General features: G+C 72.2%; 14 protein-coding genes and 1 pseudogene. 7 read left to right on the forward strand and 8 right to left on the reverse strand.

Annotated features, from left to right (window positions below):
• Positions 1 to 435: a thioredoxin gene (trxA, locus tag ACQP2F_RS17350; protein ID WP_433305173.1), complete on the forward strand. Its 435-nt coding sequence runs from the start codon at positions 1 to 3 to the stop codon at positions 433 to 435.
• Positions 432 to 2,087 carry an FAD-dependent oxidoreductase gene (locus ACQP2F_RS17355; protein ID WP_433305175.1) on the forward strand — a complete coding sequence of 552 codons (1,656 nt, stop codon included), beginning with the start codon at positions 432 to 434 and terminating at the stop codon, positions 2,085 to 2,087. Before trxA ends, ACQP2F_RS17355 begins: the two co-directional genes overlap by 4 nt.
• A 39-nt stretch (positions 2,088 to 2,126) precedes the next feature.
• Here ACQP2F_RS17355 and ACQP2F_RS17360 read toward each other — a convergent pair.
• The 6 genes and pseudogenes from ACQP2F_RS17360 to ACQP2F_RS17385 form a co-directional block, all read right to left on the reverse strand.
• Positions 2,127 to 3,092, reverse strand: a pseudogene (locus ACQP2F_RS17360) (cytochrome d ubiquinol oxidase subunit II).
• Entirely contained in the window at positions 3,089 to 4,441 is a 1,353-nt protein-coding gene (locus ACQP2F_RS17365; protein ID WP_433305177.1) for a cytochrome ubiquinol oxidase subunit I, read from the reverse strand. The pseudogene ACQP2F_RS17360 and the gene ACQP2F_RS17365 overlap by 4 nt, the downstream one beginning before the upstream one ends.
• A 75-nt stretch (positions 4,442 to 4,516) precedes the next feature.
• Positions 4,517 to 5,437 (reverse strand): ROK family protein, encoded by a 921-nt coding sequence (locus ACQP2F_RS17370; RefSeq protein ID WP_433305179.1) that lies wholly within the window; start codon positions 5,435 to 5,437, stop codon positions 4,517 to 4,519.
• A complete protein-coding gene (locus tag ACQP2F_RS17375; protein WP_433305181.1) occupies positions 5,434 to 6,612 on the reverse strand; it encodes a sugar ABC transporter permease in 1,179 nt (392 codons plus the stop codon). The genes ACQP2F_RS17370 and ACQP2F_RS17375 overlap by 4 nt, the downstream gene beginning before the upstream one ends.
• Positions 6,609 to 7,355, reverse strand: coding sequence for an ATP-binding cassette domain-containing protein (locus ACQP2F_RS17380; protein WP_433305183.1), 747 nt, complete (start codon positions 7,353 to 7,355; stop codon positions 6,609 to 6,611). Before ACQP2F_RS17380 ends, ACQP2F_RS17375 begins: the two co-directional genes overlap by 4 nt.
• Positions 7,355 to 8,440: a sugar ABC transporter substrate-binding protein gene (locus tag ACQP2F_RS17385; protein WP_433305185.1), complete on the reverse strand. Its 1,086-nt coding sequence runs from the start codon at positions 8,438 to 8,440 to the stop codon at positions 7,355 to 7,357. The genes ACQP2F_RS17380 and ACQP2F_RS17385 overlap by 1 nt, the downstream gene beginning before the upstream one ends.
• A 118-nt stretch (positions 8,441 to 8,558) precedes the next feature.
• On the opposite strand from ACQP2F_RS17385, the gene ACQP2F_RS17390 reads away from it, so the two are divergent.
• Positions 8,559 to 9,764: an ROK family transcriptional regulator gene (locus tag ACQP2F_RS17390; RefSeq protein ID WP_433305187.1), complete on the forward strand. Its 1,206-nt coding sequence runs from the start codon at positions 8,559 to 8,561 to the stop codon at positions 9,762 to 9,764.
• Between the two features lie 12 nt (positions 9,765 to 9,776).
• On the opposite strand, the gene ACQP2F_RS17395 is transcribed toward ACQP2F_RS17390, so the two are convergent.
• Complete coding sequence (locus tag ACQP2F_RS17395) at positions 9,777 to 10,367, reverse strand: methyltransferase domain-containing protein (RefSeq protein WP_433305189.1); 591 nt, start codon at positions 10,365 to 10,367, stop codon at positions 9,777 to 9,779.
• A gap of 127 nt (positions 10,368 to 10,494) precedes the next feature.
• Here ACQP2F_RS17395 and ACQP2F_RS17400 point away from each other — a divergent pair, with 127 nt between their 5' ends.
• Complete coding sequence (locus tag ACQP2F_RS17400; protein WP_433305191.1) at positions 10,495 to 14,757, forward strand: lectin-like domain-containing protein; 4,263 nt, start codon at positions 10,495 to 10,497, stop codon at positions 14,755 to 14,757.
• Positions 14,758 to 14,795: 38 nt separating this feature from the next.
• Here the strand turns inward: ACQP2F_RS17400 and ACQP2F_RS17405 are convergent, their stop codons facing one another.
• The gene (locus tag ACQP2F_RS17405) at positions 14,796 to 15,311 is read right to left on the reverse strand and encodes an OsmC family protein (RefSeq protein WP_433305193.1); all 516 of its coding nucleotides are present in this window, start codon (positions 15,309 to 15,311) and stop codon (positions 14,796 to 14,798) included.
• A gap of 386 nt (positions 15,312 to 15,697) precedes the next feature.
• Here ACQP2F_RS17405 and ACQP2F_RS17410 point away from each other — a divergent pair, with 386 nt between their 5' ends.
• The 3 genes from ACQP2F_RS17410 (at position 15,698) to ACQP2F_RS17420 (ending at position 18,190) form a co-directional block, all read left to right on the forward strand.
• Positions 15,698 to 15,889, forward strand: a complete 192-nt coding sequence (locus tag ACQP2F_RS17410) for a TSUP family transporter (protein WP_433305195.1) — start codon at positions 15,698 to 15,700, stop codon at positions 15,887 to 15,889.
• Between the two features lie 7 nt (positions 15,890 to 15,896).
• Positions 15,897 to 16,796 (forward strand): LLM class flavin-dependent oxidoreductase, encoded by a 900-nt coding sequence (locus ACQP2F_RS17415; protein ID WP_433305197.1) that lies wholly within the window; start codon positions 15,897 to 15,899, stop codon positions 16,794 to 16,796.
• A 77-nt stretch (positions 16,797 to 16,873) separates the two neighbouring features.
• Positions 16,874 to 18,190: an NtaA/DmoA family FMN-dependent monooxygenase gene (locus ACQP2F_RS17420; protein ID WP_433305199.1), complete on the forward strand. Its 1,317-nt coding sequence runs from the start codon at positions 16,874 to 16,876 to the stop codon at positions 18,188 to 18,190.
• Positions 18,191 to 18,209 lie beyond the last annotated feature (19 nt).

Raw genomic sequence — 18,209 nt, forward strand, 5'->3', positions numbered from 1 at the left:
GTGGGAAGCAAGGTGATCGAGTGCCCGCACTGCGGACGCAAGAACCGGATCCCCGCGGCCGCCGACGGCATCCCGCGCTGCGGCAACTGCCACCAGCCGATGCCCTGGATCGCCGAGGCCGGCGACGACGACTTCGGTGACGTGGCCGAGCGGGCGAACATCCTGGTCCTGATCGACATGTGGGCGACCTGGTGCGGTCCGTGCCGGCAGGTCAGCCCCGCGCTCGAACAGGTGGCCCGCGACCTGGCCGGCAAGGTGAAGCTGGTCAAGGTCGACGTGGACAAGGCGCCCAAGGTGTCCGAGCGGTTCACGATCCAGGCCGTACCCACGCTGATCCTGATGCGCGACGGCAAGGTGGTGGCCCGCCGGGCCGGCGCCGCACCCGCTTCGGTCCTGCGCAGCTGGACCGACGAGGCCCTGCGGAGCCCGACGTGAGCTCCGAGACACCGGATGTGGCCGGGGCCTATCCGCGCCTGTCCGGCGACCAGATCGACATGCTGAGCCGGCGCGGCGAGAAGCGGCCGGTTCGGCGGGATGACGTGCTTGTCGCCGAGGGCCAGCGGGACCGGGACTTCTTCGTCGTGCTCGCCGGCACGGTCGCGGTGATCGAGGGGTACGGCACCCCGAAACCCCGGCTGGTCCGGGTGCACGGCCCGCGCCGCTTTCTCGACGAGCTCGGCCTGCTCACCGGCCAGCCGTCCTTCGTCTCGATGGTCGCGCAGGAACCGGGCGAGGTCCTCGCGGTGCCGCTGCCCGCGCTGCACGAGCTGGTCCGCGAGCAGCCGGAGATCGGGGACCTGATCCTGCGCAGTTTCCTGGCCCGCCGGGAGCTGCTGATCGGCGGCATCACCGGCATCAAGATCGTCGGTTCGCGGTTCAGCCCGGACACCCGCCGCCTGCGCGAGCTGGCCGCCCGGAACCGGGTGCCGCACACCTGGATCGACCTGGAGGAGGATCCGGACGCCGAGGAGCTGTTACGCCGGCTGTCCATCAGCGCGAAGGACACCCCGGTGGTGATCTGGCGCGACCGGGTGCTGCACAACCCCTCGAATGCGGAACTGGCCCGGGTCGCCGGCCTGCGGCGCTCCGGCCGGGACGACGCCATGTGCGACGTCGTCGTGGTCGGCGCGGGGCCGGCCGGCCTGGCCGCCGCCGTGTACGGCGCGTCCGAAGGACTCGCGACGGTGGTCCTCGACGCGGTGGCCACCGGCGGGCAGGCCGGCACCTCCTCCCGGATCGAGAACTACCTCGGGTTCCCGGCCGGCATCTCGGGCGCCGACCTGGCCGACCGGGCCGTGGTGCAGGCGAAGAAGTTCGGCGCCGAGCTCAACGTCCCGGTCGAGGCGGTACGGCTCGGCCGGCACGACAGCGACCAGATCGTGCATCTCGACGACGGGACACAGTTGCGGACCCGGACGGTGGTGATCGCCACCGGCGCGCGGTACCGGAAGCTCGACGTGCCCCGCCTCGGGGAGTTCGAGGGCACCAGCGTGTACTACGCCGCCACCTTCATGGAGGCGGTCTTCTGCGAGCGGCAGCCGATCGCGGTCGTCGGCGGCGGCAACTCGGCCGGCCAGGCCACGGTCTTCCTCGCCCGGCACGCCGCCCGGGTACGGCTGATCATCCTGCACGACGAGCTGGACCGGGACATGTCCCGCTACCTGGTCGACCAGATCGAGCGGCTGCCCAACGTCGACGTGCTGCGTCACACGGAGGTCACCGAGCTGATCGGCGACGACGGCCGGCTGCAGGCGCTCGGCGTGCGCGACACCGGGACCGGTGACCGGCAGCAGATCCCGGCCACGGTTCTGTTCACCTTCATCGGGGCCCAGCCCTGCACCGACTGGCTCGCGTCCAGCGTCGCCCTGGACGACCGCGGTTACGTGCTGACCGGAGCGCAGGTGCGCACCGACGCGCCGCAGCCGATGGTGCTCGAGACCAGCCGCCCCGGCGTCCTCGCCGTGGGTGACGTCCGCAGTGGCTCGATCAAGCGGGTCGCGTCCGCGGTCGGCGAGGGCTCCATGGCCGTCCGCCTGATCCACGACCACCTCGCCCGGCTTCACCGCGCTCGCCCCGGCCCGGGGTGATCGCCCTCTGGGCCCTCGTGACCGGCGCGGCCGGCGGGCTCAGCTCCTGAGCTGCCGCTGCTGCAGCACGTACAGCAACGCGAACGACGGCCCGACCAGCAGGACGGCGATCGCGACGATCACCACGAGCGCGGTCAGCGACGAGTCCGGCGCGGCGGCCGTGCCGATCGCCGCGTGCGTGCCCAGCAGGTACGGGTACTGCGCCACGCCCCAGGCCACCACGATCGCGGCGACCGCCAGCGCGGCCAGCGCCCGGACCAGGCGGGCCGCCGCCCGTCGCAGGAGGACCAGCGCGGCGCCGCCGGCCAGGACGCTGAGGATCACGATCGGCAGGGCCCGGCCGAGAAGCCCGTCGAACAGGTGGCGGGCGTCGGCGCGCAGCACGAGGATCCCGGCGATGCTGAGCAGGCCGGTCGCCCACGCGGTGAGCCACGCCCGCTGCCGGAAGTACGGCGCCAGCTCGGGCGGCGCGTCGGCGGTGAGGAAGACCGCCGCCAGGTACGCGCACACCGCGACCGCCAGCACCCCGGTGAACAGCGAGGTCGGGTTGACCCAGCTGCTCAGCGGCCCACCGGGCACCCGCCCGGAGGCGATCCCGCCGGCCACCGTGCCGAGGAAGAACGGCGTGACCACCGAGCTGGCGGCGAACGCGGCGCCCGCCACCCGCTGTTGCGAGGTCTACTGGACCACCTTGCGGAACGCGAAGCCGCTCCCGCGCAGCACGATACCCAGTGCGGCCAGGCCGAGCGGAATGTAGAGGGTGCGCATGACGGTCGCGAAAGCGAGCGGGAACGCGGTCCAGAACACGACCAGGCAGTAGATCAACCAGGTGTGGTTGGCCTCCCAGACCGGGCCCAGCGAGTGGTCGATCACGGCGCGGGGAGCGCGGCCGCGCTGTGCGCCGCCGGCGGTCAGGTCCCAGAAGCCGGCGCCGAAGTCGGCACCGCCGAAGACCGCGTAGGCCAGCACGCCGAGCAGCAGGGCGACCGCGACCACCGTGCTCATGACCGCGGTCCGTACGGTACGGCGGTCGACCAGTTCCGGCGCATGATGCGCAGCACGAACAGGGCGCCGGCGCCCACCGCGACGTAGATGACGAGCGCGCCGGTGAAGAAGGCCCACACGTTCCCCGAGGTGGTCACCGCGTCCCGGGTCAGCAGCATGCCGCGGACGGTCCACGGTTGCCGGCCGACCTCGGTCACCACCCAGCCGGCCTCCAGGCACACGACCGCCAGCACGCCGGAGACCGCCGTGGCGCGCCAGAACCAGCGGGAACGCGGAAGGTCCCGGCGCCGCCACCACACGACCGCGAACCACACCGCCAGCCCCAGCAGCGCGAAGCCGATCCCGACCATGATGTCGAACGACCAGTGGACGATGGTGACCAGCCGTGGTGCCGGCCGCACCTCCTCCGGTATCGCGTCCAGTCCACTGATCCTGGTGTCCGGCGACCAGCCCGACAGCAGCGAGGCGCCGTCGGGGATCGAGATGCCGTACTTGACCTGCCCGTTCACCAACACACCGCCGAGCGTCTCGGGCACATGGGTGGACGTCTGCGGCAACGCCTCGATCGCCGCGAACTTGGCCGGCTCACGATGGAACACCTCGCGCGCGGCCACGTCGCCCACGAAGATCTGCAGCGGCATGACCACCGCCGCGGTGACGAACGGAATCAAGAACCCGAGCCGGTGGTACGCGTCCCGCCGGCCCCGCAGCATGCCGACCGCGTAGACGCCGGCCACCACGAAGCCGGCCACCACGTACGCGGCGAGGAACATGTGGACGGCCTCGTACCAGAAGGCGCCGTTGAAGAACACCCGCAGGGGCTGGACGTCGACGACCCGGCCGGCCGCGTCGACCGTGATCCCGGCCGGCTGGTTCATCCATCCGTTCGCGGCGACCACCGACAACGTCCCGCCGAGGCCGGCCAGGGTGACCGGCAATCCCGACCAGAAATGCGCCCACGGGCTGAGCCGGCGCCAGCCGTAGATGTAGATCGCGATGAAGATCGCCTCGATGAAGAAGAAGATCCCCTCGACGCCGAACGGAAGTCCGTACGCCGCGCCGTACCGGCCCATCAGGCCCGGCCACAGCAGTCCGAGCTCGAACGACAGCACCGTGCCCGACACCGCGCCGACCGCGAACAACACCGCCGCCACCCGCGACCACCGCTCGGCGAGAAGCAGCGCGGTGTCGTCGTGGCGGCGCAGGCCACGATAGTTCGCCACCAGCATGAAGAACGTGAACGCGACGCCGAACGGCACCAGGATGATGTGAAAGCCGAGGGTGAACGCCATCTGCTCGCGAGCCGGCAGGAGTTGCGCCGGATCACCGGGACCGGTCAGGAACGCCATCACGGGCATGGTGCGCGCCTTCCCCGCATTCGTCGCGGTAAACACCGAGCAGAACGGTGCGGGCCCGCCGAGCCGTCACCGATCCGCTCGGCGCGCCGGTGCGGCGCCGGCCGGCGCGGAGTCCTGGGCCAGGGCCATGGCGCCGACGAGCGGGGCGTCGTCGGCGAAGCGGGCCTTGGCCAGCGCCGGCGGGAAGGGAACCGATCGGCGCAGGGCCGCCGCGACGCGCGGCATGATGTGCTCGGCCGCGCCCATCATGCCGCCGGCCAGGACCACTCGCTCCGGGTCGACGACGACGCAGAGGTTGGCGATGGTGCGCGCCAGCGTCTCGATGGTCTCGTCCAGCAGGCGGGCGACGCCCGGTTCGGATCCGAGCCCGAACAGTTCCGCGGCGGTGACGGGCCGGCCCAGCAACGCGGCGCCGCGCCGGGCCAGGGCCAGGCCGGAGACGACGTCCTCCAGCGGCGCGTGCCCGTCCGCGAAGCCGGGATCGGTGTCGTTGTCGCGCAGATAGCCGATCTCGCCGGCCGCGCCGTGCGCGCCGGGAACGACCCGGCCGCCGACCACGAGGGCGGCGGCCAGCCCGGTGCCGAGGTTGACGTACAGCCCCACGTCGACCCCGCGCAGCGCTCCCCAGTGCAGTTCGGCGGCGGCGCCCGCGTTGACGTCGTTGTCGATCGCCACCGGGGCGTCGCCGAACTCGGCGCGCAACAGCGCGGGCAGCGCCATGCCGTCCCAGCCCGGCACGTTGGGTGCGAGCCGGACCCGGCCGCCGCGCAGCACGCCGAAGGTGGAGACGCCGACCGCCGCCGGTTCGGTCAGCAGCGTCCGGGCGGCTTCGAAGGTGCGTCGCACGGCCTGCATCGCGCCCGACTCGCCGAGGGTCCGTAAGCGGAGTGTGGCCTCGGGGCGGCCGTCGGGGGAGCCGACGGCCGCCGTGGCGATCGCGATCTTGGTGCCGCCGAAGTCGATCGCCAGGACCCGGGAGTCCGTCATCGGGGCTGACCGCGCCGGGCGAGGGAGTCCACGGCGACGGCGACCGCGAGGACCGCGGCGGTCACCATGTAGCGCACCGAGGAGTTCACGTTCAGCAGCAGCATGCCGTTGGTGATGGCCTGGATGACGAGAATGCCGAGCAGGGCGGCGTACGCGCGTCCCCGGCCGCCGAACAGCGAGGTGCCCCCGATCACGGCCGCGGCGATGGCCATGAGCAGGGTGTCGCTGCTGCCCGAGCTCTGGTTGACGGCGGCCAGACGGCTGGCGGCCAGGATGCCACCGGCGGCGGCGAGGGCCGAGCCCGCGGCGAAGGCGATCACCCGGATCCGGGTCACGTTGATGCCCGCACGCCGGGCCGCATCCGCGTTGCCGCCCACCGCGTACATGTGCCGGCCGAAGACGGTGTGCTGCAGGACCAGGTCGAGCGCCACGACCAGGGCGGCGAAGATGACCAGCAGGAGCGGCACGCCGCGGTCGGCCGTGAGGACGAGCACGACGGCGGCCAGGGCGACCGCCAGCCCGCCGAGGCGTACGGCCATCCGCAGGGCCGAGGTCACCGGCAGCCCGGCCGCACCCCGCAGCCGCCGGTTGACCAGCGCGCTGGTCGCGCAGACCGCGACGATCAGGACGGCGGTCAGCCAGGCGACCGGCGCCGGCAGCCAGCTGTCGCTGAGCTTGGCCACGAACCCGTCGAAGGGCAGGTTGATGGTCCCGCCGCTGCCCAGCACGTACAGCATCAGGCCCTGCCAGCCGATCAGCCCGGCCAGCGTGACCACGAACGACGGCATGCCGAGGCGGGTGAACATCCAGCCGTGCAGCACCCCGATCAGGGCGGCGCCGGCGAGGGCGGTCACGATGGCCACGACCGGCGGCCAGCCGTGCTTGACCGACAGGATGGTCATGACGACCGCGGCGAGGCCGCTGACCGACCCCGCGGACAGGTCGATCTCGCCGAGCAGCACGACCATGATGATGCCGAGCGCGATGGTGCCGGTCGCGGCCATCTGCAGGGCGAGGTTGGTGAGGTTCTCGGCGGACAGGAAGCGGTCGTTCAACGAGCCGAACACGACCGCGATGATGACCAGCCCGGCGACGACCGGCCAGGCCCCGAGATCGGAACCGCTGCGACCCGCCGGCCGCAGCGGTTTGCGCAGCATCAGAGAAAGTGCGGTCATGCGGTTTCCTCCGATGTCCCGGCAAGGGCGACGCCGCCGGTGATCGCGGCCACGACGGCCTCCGGGGCGGTCTCGGCGGTGCGGAACTCGCCCGCGTTGCGGCCGAGCCGCAGGACCACGATCCGATCGCTGACGGCCCGGACGTCGGCGAGGTTGTGCGAGATGACGAGGACGGCGAGCCCGCGGTCGCGCAGGCGCCGGATCAGGTCGAGCACCTGGGCGGTCTGCTCGACGCCGAGCGCGGCCGTCGGCTCGTCCAGGATCACCACGCGCGGATCGGCGACCAGCGCCCGGGCGATGGCGACCGACTGACGCTGACCGCCGGAGAGCATGGCGACCGGGACCCGGATGTCCCGGATCCGGACGTCCAGGGACGCCAGCAGGTCGCGTGCCGCTCGTTCCATCCGGATCGGGCGCAGCACCGACCAGCGTTGCCGCTCGGCGCCGAGGAAGAGGTTGGCCACCACATCCAGGTTCTCGCAGAGGGCGAGGTCCTGGTGGACGGTGGCGATGCCGAGCCGTTGCGCCTCGTGCGGGTTGCTCAGGCGAGCCGGGCTTCCGTCCAGCTCGACCGTTCCGCTGTCCGGGACGACGACCCCGGAGAGGACCTTCACGAGGGTCGACTTGCCGGCGCCGTTGTCACCGACGAGGGCGACGACCTCGCCCGGCGCGAGGTCCAGGCTCACCTCGTCGAGCGCCTGGACCGCGCCGTAGGCCTTGGATATCGCGTCGGCGGAGAGCACTACTGGATGCCCTCTCGCGCGCAGGCCGCCTTCACCGGCGGGGTGCAGATGTCGGCCGCGGTGTAGAAGCCGTCCTTCACGATCGTGTCCTTGATCTTGTCGGCGGTCACCGGGATCGGGTCGAGCAGGAACGAGGGGATCTTCGCCGTACCGTTGTCCACATTCGCCGGCGCGGCGGGCTTCTGGTCGTGGACCACCCCGACGGCCAGTTCCGCCGCCTTCTCCGCCTCGCTGCGGATGTCCAGGTAGATGGTCATGTACTGCTCGCCGGTCAGGATGCGCTGCACCGCCGCGAGCTCGGCGTCCTGGCCGGTGATGGGCGGGACGGTGGCGTAGCCGGCACGCTTCATCGCCGCGATGGCGCCGCCCGCCATGCCGTCGTTCGCGGACAGGACGCCCACGATGCTGTCGCGGCCGAGGGCGGTGATCGCCTGCTCCATCTCCTGCTGGGCCTTGTCGGGACTCCAGTCCGGAGTGTCGAACTCGCGTCCCACCGTCACCTTGCCGTCCAGCACGTGGTGCGCGCCGGTCTTGTAGTCGGCCGAGCTGGGATCGGTCGGCGATCCGTTGATCATGACGATCTTGCCCTTGCCGGTCGTGCCGGCCTTGCCGAGCGCGTCCAGCAGCGCCTGGCCCTGCATCTCGCCCACCCGGACGTTGTTGAAGGAGACGTAGTAGTCGTACGCGATGCCGGAGATCAGCCGGTCGTAGGCGATCACCGGAACCTTCGCCTGCTTCGCCCGGTTGACCAGGGACGCGACGGCGCCCGCGTCGACGGCGTCGAGGACCAGAGCGTCAGCGCCCTGGGTGAGGGCCGCCTCGACCTGCTGTTGTTGCTTGGCCGCGTCCTGGTCGGCGTTGAAGTAGAGCACCTTGCAGTCGGCGCACAGGGCCTTGACCTTGGCCTCGAACAGGGGCCGGTCGAAGGCCTCGTACCGGGTGGTCTTGGACTCGGGAAGGAAGAGGGCGATGGCGGCCGCCTTCTTCGAGCTGTCGGAGGCGTCGGAGTTGTCCGCAGCGCTGCAGGCACTGAGGAGGACGACGGCGGCGGTGGCGGCTGCTGCTGCGAACCGGCTGGTTCTCACGGTGCACCTCTCTTCCAAGGATGTGAGGAGCATCGTCAGCCACCCGGCCGCCGTTTAGCAATGTCCTTTACGAAATTGATAAATGAGATTTGCGAACGCGTGTGGCAGCCTGTAGGACGTGCAGAGCAGCGCGACAGCCAGTACCACGGCCGTTCTCCGGGTGATCAACGAGCGGGCCGTGTTCGCCGAGATCTTCCGGCTGGGGAAGGCGTCCCGCCCGGAGCTGGCGGCGATCACCGGGCTGTCCAAGCCGACCGTGGCCATCACCCTGAACAATCTGGAGGAGGCGGGACTGGTGCGTCAGGTCGGGCGGCGTGCCGGGCCGGCCGGTCGCTCCGCCCTGCTCTACGAGGTGCGCCCCGAGGCCGGCTACGTCCTCGCCGTGGACATCGGGCGCGCCTTCGTGCGGACCGCCCTGGCCGATCTCGTCGGCGACGTCGTCGCCCGCAAGGAGGAGCCGTCCCACGGGTACCGCGAACAGGACCTCGTCGATCAGCTCGCCCGCCTCGCCGGCGAGCTGGCGGGCGCCGCCGGGATCACCCGCGACGACATCACGCTCGCCGTGTTCGGCACTCCCGGCATCCACGACAAGACCGACGGCTCGCTGCACCTCGCGCCGAACCTGCCCGGCTGGGAGCGGCACAACAGCGTCGCCCAGCTGGCCGGCATCACCGGCGGCACCTACGTGGTGGAGAACGACACCAACCTGGCCGCGATCGGCGAGGCCACGTACGGGCTCGGCCGGGGCGTCCGCCATTTCGTGTACGTGCAGATCGGCACCGGCACCGGCATGGGCATCGTGATCGACGGCAAGCTGTACCGCGGCACCCGCGGCGCCGCCGGCGAGATCGGGTACATGCCGGTGGGCGACGGCGACCCGCTGCTCGAGGAGCCGGGATCCCGCGGCCGGGGCATGTTCGAATCGGTCGCCTCGGCCGCCGGTGTCGTGGCCACGTCCCACCGCCTCGGCCTGGTGGACGCGACCACCGCGAAGGAGGTTCTGGACGCCGCCCGGGCCGGCGACGAGGCTGCCCTGCGCGCGGTGGACCGCGAGATCGAGTACGTGGGCCGGGCCCTGGCCGGCGTCACCGCGGTGCTGGACCCGGAGCTCGTGGTGCTGGGCGGGGGAGTGGCGGGCCACGCCGGCGATCTGCTGGCCGGTCCGTTGCTCGAACGGCTGGACCGCCTGGTCGCCATGCGGCCGCCCCGCATCGAAGTCTCCACCCTGGGCTCCGACGCGGTCCTGCTCGGTGCCCTCGCGTCCGGGCTGACGGCCGCCCGGGACCTGGTGCTGGACCGCGCTGAGCCGCCGTCTGCCCGCTGAGCCCCGCCGGCGTCACTGCCGGCTGCGGTAGAACGACACGTCGTTCGTCCAGCCGGTGCGGCCGCGGGCCAGGTGCTCCCGGGCGTCGAGCCAGGGCTGCTCCCGGAAGACCTCCTCGTGCGCCGGTTCGGCGTAGGCGATCCGCAGGCCGCGTCCGTGCGTGCCCTCGGCGATCCGCTCGAGTGCCGACCGGAGTGTCCTGGCCTCGAACGGGTTGAACAGGAACAGCACCGTCGCGCCGGCGTAGTCGTACGTGTCGGCCGGGGTGTTCTCGACCGTGATCGGCGCTCGGCGGCCCTGGAGTCGCTCGGCGTTCGTGCGGGCCTGCCGGCACAGGTCCGCCGACAGCTCCACGCCGACGACCCGCCGGACGGGCCGGCGGGCGGCGCAGCACAGGACCCGGCCCTTGCCGCTGCCGATGTCGACGAACACATCGGACGATCGCAGGTCGAGATGGCCGAGGATGCCGCGGATCGTGCGGTACGCCATGGTGGCGTAATGGACCGAGTCCGGGTGGTCGGTCGGCACGATGCCCCGGGTCGAGATTCCCATCCGGCGCTCGCACCAGATGGTGTCCAGGCGGTCGAACAAGCTGTTCTGCACGGTCGGGCCCTCCCGGTGCTCGGCGATCCGGATGACTCGGGCGATTGACTTACACCCATCTATGTCCCGGCCGGACTTGCCGGGCAACGCCCGTTCGGATTGCTGAGTTGTCCGTAAGGGTGATGCCGTGCCCGCTCTCGCCGTCGACGCCGGCGAGGTGAGCCCTTACGCTCTGATGATGCGGGCTCGGTGGGGGAACGCGTACGCCGGCGACGTCGCCGCCTCGCAGGACAACCTGCGCACCGGCTGGGACCGCAGCGAGCCGGCGCTCGCGCCGAGCACGGTCACGAGCACGACCTTCGGCCAGCTGTTCGCGACCAAGGTTCAGGGCCAGGTGTACGCGCAGCCGCTCGTCATCGGTGGCACCGTTGTCGTCGGCACCGAGGACAACTACGTCTACGGCCTGGACGCGGTGACCGGGGCGGTGAGATGGCAGCGCAGCCTGGGTCGGGCCTGGCCGGCCGGCGCCATCGGCTGCGCGGACATCGCCCCGAACATCGGCAGCACGGCCACCGGCGTCTACGACGCGTCGACCGGTCACGTCTATCTGACCACGAAGGTCGACGACGGTCCGGACGTGCTGCATCCCAACTGGTACCTGCACGCGGTCGAGGTGGGATCCGGTGCGGAGCGCGCGGGGTGGCCGGTGAAGATCGTCGGTACTCCGTCCAACGACCCTGCGCACCCGTTCCAGCCGTACGACGTGAATCAGCGGCCCGGATTGTTGCTGCTGGACGGCAGCGTCTACATGGCGTTCGGCTCGATGTGCGACCACGGCCACTATGTCGGGTGGGTGGCCGGCGTGAACACCGGCACCCGGGCGATCAGCGTGTGGTCCGACGAGGCCGGCGCGACCAGCAGTGGGGCCGGCATCTGGCAGGCGGGCGGCGGCCTGGTCTCGGATGGTCCCGGCCGCATCTTCCTCACGACCGGCAACGGTGTGACGGCTCCGGACGGGCCCGGCAGCGCCCCTCCGCAGCAACTGTCCGAGGCGGTCGTGCGGCTCGGCGTCGCGGCCGACGGCACGATCTCCGCGCGAGACTTCTTCAGCCCCGCCAACGCCGCCCAGCTCGACCGCAACGACCAGGATCTCGGCTCGGGCGGGCCGGTCGCGCTGCCCGCGCCGTACTTCGGCACGGCGGGCACGCCGAACCTGATGGTGCAGATCGGCAAGGACGGCCGGCTGTTCCTTCTCGACCGGGACCGCCTCGGCGGGAAGAACCAGAAGCCCGGTGGCGGCGACGACGTGGTCCGGGTGGTCGGCCCGTACCTGGGCGTCTGGGGACATCCCGCGGTGTACGGCGGCGAGGGCGGGTACGTGTACGTAGTCCAGAACAGCGGCGGCATGCTGGCCTTCCGGTACGGTGTCGACGGATCCAACCGGCCGGCGCTGTCACTCGCGGGCACCAGCTCGGAAAGCTTCGGCTACAGCTCCGGATCGCCGATCGTCACCTCGGACGGCACCACCCCGGGCACTGCCGTGGTGTGGGTGACCAACGTGGACGGATCGTCCGGCGCGAACGGGCGGCTGTGCGTCTACGACGCGGTGCCGGCGAACGGCCACCTGACGCTGCTGCGCTCCTTCCCGATCGGAACCGGTGCGAAGTTCTCCACGCCGGCCTCGGCCGAGGGGCGGGTCTACATCGGCACTCGCGACGGGTTCGTCTACGGCTTCGGGCAACCCACCACCGCCGCGCTGCAGACCGCACAGACGCCCTTCGGCGACGTTCTCGTCTCGCGGACCGGCAGCGCCACGGTGACCGCGACCGCGACCCGTACCGTCACCGTCACCGCCGTCAGCACCACCGGGCCGCCGTTCGGAGCGACCGCACCGGTGCTTCCGGTGACCCTGACCGCGGGCCAGACGATTTCCGTCCCGGTCTCGTTCTCGCCCACCGCGCCGGGCTCGTTCACCGGAGCGCTGCGGTTCTCCGTCATCGAGGGCGGCGTCGGCCAGACCCTCGGCGCCGGCCTGCAGGGCAACGCCATCAAGCCGGGCCTGACCGCGACGCCGGCGACCGTGGACTTCGGCGACATCGCCGTGGGCACCGACAAGTACCTGACGGTCAACGTCACGAACACCGGCACGACGGACGAGACCGTCACCGCGGTGACCGGCCCGGCGCCGCCGTTCACCGTCACCGGGCTGCCCGCCGTCGGCACCGTCCTGCGGCCGGGGCAGTCCATCGGCGCGTCGGTGACCTACCGGCCGGAAGCGGCCGGCACCGACACGTCGTCGATCACGGTCACCGGCCCGCAGGGCGACGCCACCGCCCGGCTGACCGGCACCGGCGCCGTCGGCTTCGCCCAGCTCTCCCTCACGCCGGAGTCGCTGAGCTTCGGCGCCGTGCCGGTCGGCGGATCCGCCACCCGGACGCTGACCGTGGCGAACACCGGCAACCTTCCGGTCACCATCACCAAGGCGGCGCCGCCCGCGTTGCCGTTCGTCGTGAACACGCCCCTGCCCGAGGGGCTGGTGCTCAACCCTGAGGACACCGCGCATGTCGACGTCACCTTCGCGCCGACCGGGTCCGGCAGCTTCAGCAACTCGTACGTGATCAGCTCGGATGACGGCCACGGGGCGCACAGCATCCCGGTCATCGGCACCGCGGCGGGTCTGCCCGGCGGAACACCGCTGCCGCCGATCACCCAGGGCGGCTGGTTCGTCAACGGATCCGCCCGGATCGCCGGCACCGGCTTGATCCTCACCCCGAACGCGCCGGGCCTGGCCGGATCCGCGGTCTATTCGACGCCGGTGCCCAGTGACGGCCTGACCGCGTCGTTCACCGCGCAGATCGGCGGCGGGTCGGGCGGCGACGGGATGACGTTCGCCCTGCTCTCCGGGTCCGCCAACACCAGCCGCAGCCTGGGCGGCGGCGGTGGCGGCCTCGGCGTCGCCGGCCTTGCCGGCGTCGCCGTCGCGCTCGACACGTTCGGCAACGCGACGGACCCCTCGAACAACTTCGTGGGCATCAGCGCCGGCGCCACCGGAGGGGCGCTGACCTACGTCGCCACCTCGTCGAACTTCCCGAACCTGCGCAGCGGCCCGCACGGCGTCACCGTCACCGTCTCCGGCACGACGATCACCGTCTTCGTCGACGGTGCGCAGCGGCTGTCGGCCACCGTGCCCGGCCTCCCGCCGGCCGTCCTGCCGGCGTTCACCGGCGGCACCGGCACGGCCACCGACCTGCACGAGGTGCAGGACATCTCGATCAGCTCCGGCGGCACCGAGCTGCCCCCGCCCGGAACCGGCTGGCGCTTCAACGGCTCGGCCGACGTCGCCGGATCCCAGGTGGTCCTCACGCCGGCGGCGACGTCGCGGGCCGGCACGGCCCTCTACACCGACCCCGTCGCCGTCGACGGGCTCACCGCCTCCTTCACCCTGTCCATCGGTGGGGGAACCGGCGCCGACGGCGCCGCGCTGGTCCTGCTCGACCCGGCCGGGGCGAGCCCGACCAGCGTGGGCGGGGTGGGTGGCGGCCTCGGGTTCGCCGGGCTGGCCGGCGTGGCGGTGTCGTTCCGGACCTACCCGCGGAACGTCGTCGCGATCGAGGCCGGTACGGCCGGTGGCGCCCCGTCGGTCCTGGCGTCCACCAGCGACGTCCCCGATCTGCGGGCGGGCGGCCACGACGTGGTGGTCTCGGTCGGCGGCAGCACGATCGGCATCGCCATCGACGGGACGGACCTGCTCAGCGAGGCGGTCCCGGCGCTCGAGCCGACCGCGCTCGTCGGCTTCGCCGCCGGAACCGGCGCCCTGACCGACGTCCACGCGATCACCGCCGCCCGGGTGGTGAGCGGCCGCAGCGCCATGCCGCCGCCCGGCCCTCGCTGGTCGCTGAACGGCTCGGCGACGCTGTCCGGCGGCATGGTGCAGCTGACCGCCGCGGTCGCCGGCCGGGCCGGTGCGGCCATCTACGACACGCCGGTGCCGACGGCCGATCTGCGAGCCACCTTCACCATCGCGATCGGCGGCGGGACCGGCGCCGACGGCCTCACCTTCATGCTGCTCGACCCGGCTCGGAGCACCCCGTCCTCGGTCGGCCGCAACGGCGCCGGCCTGGGCTTCGCCGGGCTCACGGGCGTGGCGGTCGCCTTCGTCACGTACGCCCAGAGCGGCGTTCCGTCGAACAACTTCGCCGGCATCCAGACCGGCACCGCGGGCGGCGCCACCTTCGTCACCACCTCCACCGCGTTGCCCGACCTCCGCAGCGGAGCTCACGAGGTGAGGGTGGCCGTCACCGGCGGCGGCCTCGTGGTCACCATCGACGGGTCGGCTCTGTTCACCACCCCGGTCGCCGGGATCCCGGCAACCAGCCTGATCGGCTTCTCCGGCGCCACCGGCGGGCTCACCGACGTTCACGCCGTGCGCGGTGTGCACATCGCGTACTAGCGTCCGTGGTGGCCCGGGCTCCCCGGCGCGGCCGTGGCCTACGCGGGCTTGACCTCGACGGGGATCGCGGCGCTAAGGGTGTGGCCGACCGGCGAGGTGGCGGCGACCTTGCGGTGCAGCTCGGCAACCGCGCCGGGGTCGGCATCGGTGTCCAGGTGCACCGTGGCGCGAATGGCCGAGAAGCCGGCGTGCCCGTCGGCGAGTCCGAGGAAGGTGTGCAGATCCAGGTCGCCGTCGAGGTCGATGCGCAGGTCCCGGATCACGATCCCGGCGAGCGTCGCGTTGGCCGCGTAGCCGACGGCGAGGCAGTTGCCGAAGGCGCCGAGAAGCTGCTCGACCGGGTTCGGTGCGGCGTCGGCGCCGCCGAGTGTGAGCGGCTCGTCCGACGCGATCGGTTCGAAGTCGCGTACCTGCGCCTCGGAGGCGAACGCGCCGGTCCAGCGAACGGACGCAGCCCACCTGGTCTGCGCCGCCTCCGGGCGGCTCTGGATGGTCCGAACCAGCGCGCCGATGGCCGCGAGGTCGACCTGATTGACGTTCTGCGTGGTGGTCATGCCTCAGTCTAGGAACTAAACCTATAGGATTGGAAGGTGTTAGTACCGTCGGTCTGCGCGGCACCGGCCAAGACCCCGCCGGTTCGTTGCCGATGACCTGGCAGACCTGCTGTTCAACGTCGTCGCCGGGCCGGGTGCCCTCGCCCGGTACCGGCTCAACGGCCAGCTCACCGGCCCGCTCGCCCGGATGCTGATCGCCGGCACAGTTCCGGGCGTCGTCCTCGGCGCGGTGATCAGGGTCTTCGCCATCCCCGGTCAGCAGGTCTTCCGCCTCGTCGCCGCAGCTGTTCTGCTTCCGCTCGGCGTTTGGCTCGGTGCCCGGGCGTTGCGTCCCGGCCGGCCGGACCGTACGCCGTTGTCAGGGCGGGGCATTCTGACCCTCGGCGTTGTCGTCGGCACCCATCGCCCCGCACTGGGCGCTCGGCCTGCTCTGCGGCGCCGGCGGGATCATCGGCGGATACCTCGGCGCCAAGTTGCAGCCCCACCTGCCGGAACGCGCGCTCCGGCTGCTCCTCGGCGCCCTCGCCACCGCCGTCGCCTTGCTCTACCTGGTCCAGAGCTTCCGGGACTGGCGATAGTAGGACCATGTCCTTACCCGATCTCGTGTTCGGCTTCGGTGCGCACAGCGGCATCGACGACGGGCCGGAGCTCTTGCGCCTGGCGCAGCAGGCCGACCGCGACGGTCTCGACCTGTTCTCCCTGTCGGACCATCCCTATTTCGGCGGGCGCCTGGACGCGTACGCGGCCATCGGTTTCGTTCTCGGCAGCACGCAGCGCATCGCCGGCCTCGCCAATGTCACCAATCTGCCGACCCGGCCGGCGCCGATGCTCGCCCGGACGGTGACCTCGCTGTCGGCGCTGTCCGGCGGCCGCATCGTGCTGGGTATGGGCGCCGGTGGTCTCTGGGAGCGCATCTCCGCCATGGGCGTGCCGGCGCTGTCCCCGGCCGACGCCGTCGACGCCTTCGAGGAGGCGATCGTCCTGGTGAAGAGTCTGTCCGGGGGTGGTCCGCCGGTCACGCACCACGGCCGCCACTACCGGGTCGAGCAGATCGAGCCGGCGCCGGTGGCCGCGCCGCCGGTGTGGACGGGCTCCAACGGGCCGAGGTCGCTGGCCGCCACCGGCCGGGTGGCCGACGGGTGGATCCCGGGGCACGCCGCCGACTGGCGCAGCGAGCGGCACCGGCAGTCGCGGCCGATCATCGATGCGGCGGCGGTCGCCGCGGGCCGGGATCCCCGCGACATCCGTACGGTCTACGACTTCCCGGGCCGCGTCGCCGACCGGCCGCTCGCGGTCACCCGAGGCCCCGACGGCCGGTGGATCGGTGGCTCCACCGGCCAGTGGGTCGAGGAGCTGACCGAGGCCGTGGTGGAGCACGGCGCGACCGGCTTCATCCTGTTCGCGCCCGGCGGCGGCACGCCGGACGACGTCACCCTCGGGCGCTGGGCCAACGAGATCGTTCCGGCGGTGCGCGCGGCGGTGTAGACGCACGACACAGTTAACATATAGGTTTTGTAGGTTATGGTCCCAGGTGCGGTGACAACCTGACGGGAGCTCGTGCCATGACCGTACGACCGCTGCACTTCAATGCCTTCATCTGGCCCAACGGCTACCACGAGTCCGCCTGGCGAGTGGTCGGCGACGACGTCCGCGGTGTTCTCGGCCTCGACTACTACGCCGGCATCGCGCGCATCGCCGAGCGTGGCCTGATGGACGCGATCTTCCTGGCCGACAACATCGCCATCGCCGAGTACCGGGTGACGCATCTGCCGCAGACGCAGTTCGACCCGGTCTCGGTGCTGTCCGCGCTTGCGGCCGTGACCACCCGGATCGGGCTGATCGGGACCGGGTCGACGACGTACAGCAAGCCGTGGGAGCTCGCCCGGCGCTTCGCGACTCTCGATCATCTGAGCGGCGGCCGGGCGGGGTGGAACATCGTCACCACCGTCACCCCGCTGGCGGCCGGGAACTTCGGTGAGCGGGTCCATCTCGAGCACGACGAGCGGTACACCCGCGCGCACGAGTTCGTCGAGGTCGCCCAGCGGGCCTGGGACAGCTGGGCGGACGATGCGGTCGTCGGTGACCGCGCCCGTGGCGTGTGGGCCGAGCGCTCTCGTCTGCGGGCCCCGCGCTTCCATGGCCGGTTCTACGACGTGGAGGGAGTGCTGCCGTTCCCGCGGTCCCCGCAGGGCCGCCCGGTGCTGGTGCAGGCCGGTCAGTCCGCGGCCGGTCTGGCGCTGGCCGCCCGCTACGCGGAATTGATCTTCTCCGGGCCGGCCTCCCTGGCCGCCGCCGTGGCGTTCCGGACCGACCTGCGCGCCCGGGTCGCGGCGGCCGGCCGCGATCCCGAGCAGGTCGCGGTGCTGCCGGCGCTCATGGTGACGCTCGGCGGCACCGAGGCCGAGGCGCGGGCGCGGGCCCGTCGCCTCGAGGAACTGGCGAGCCCGGAGTTCCGCTGGCAGAACGCGCTGTACACGGCCGGGTTCGACCCCGATGCCTTCGACCCCGACGCCCCGTTCCCGCGGAGCCTGTGGGACGAGCCGGCCCCCTCCAGCCGGGCCGGGAAACTGCTCGAGGCCGCGCGAGCCCGGCCGGACGCGCCGCTGCGCGACATCCTCAAGGATCTCACCGGCGGCGCGGGACAGCTGCACTTCGTCGGCACGCCCGAACAACTGGCCGACCACATCGTCGCCTGGCAGGACGCGGGCGGTGCCGACGGCTTCACGATCATGGGCTCGACGCTGCCCTACGAGCTGAGCGCCTTCACCGACCACGTGGTCCCGCTGCTGCAACGCCGCGGGCGGTACCGGACCGAGTACCGCGGGCACACCTTGCGGGACCATCTCGGCCTGCCCCGGCCGCGTAACAATATTCTATAATTCCCATAGCATTTACGGA

This window comes from Actinoplanes sp. CA-030573, from assembly GCF_050951115.1.
Taxonomy (GTDB): domain Bacteria; phylum Actinomycetota; class Actinomycetes; order Mycobacteriales; family Micromonosporaceae; genus Actinoplanes.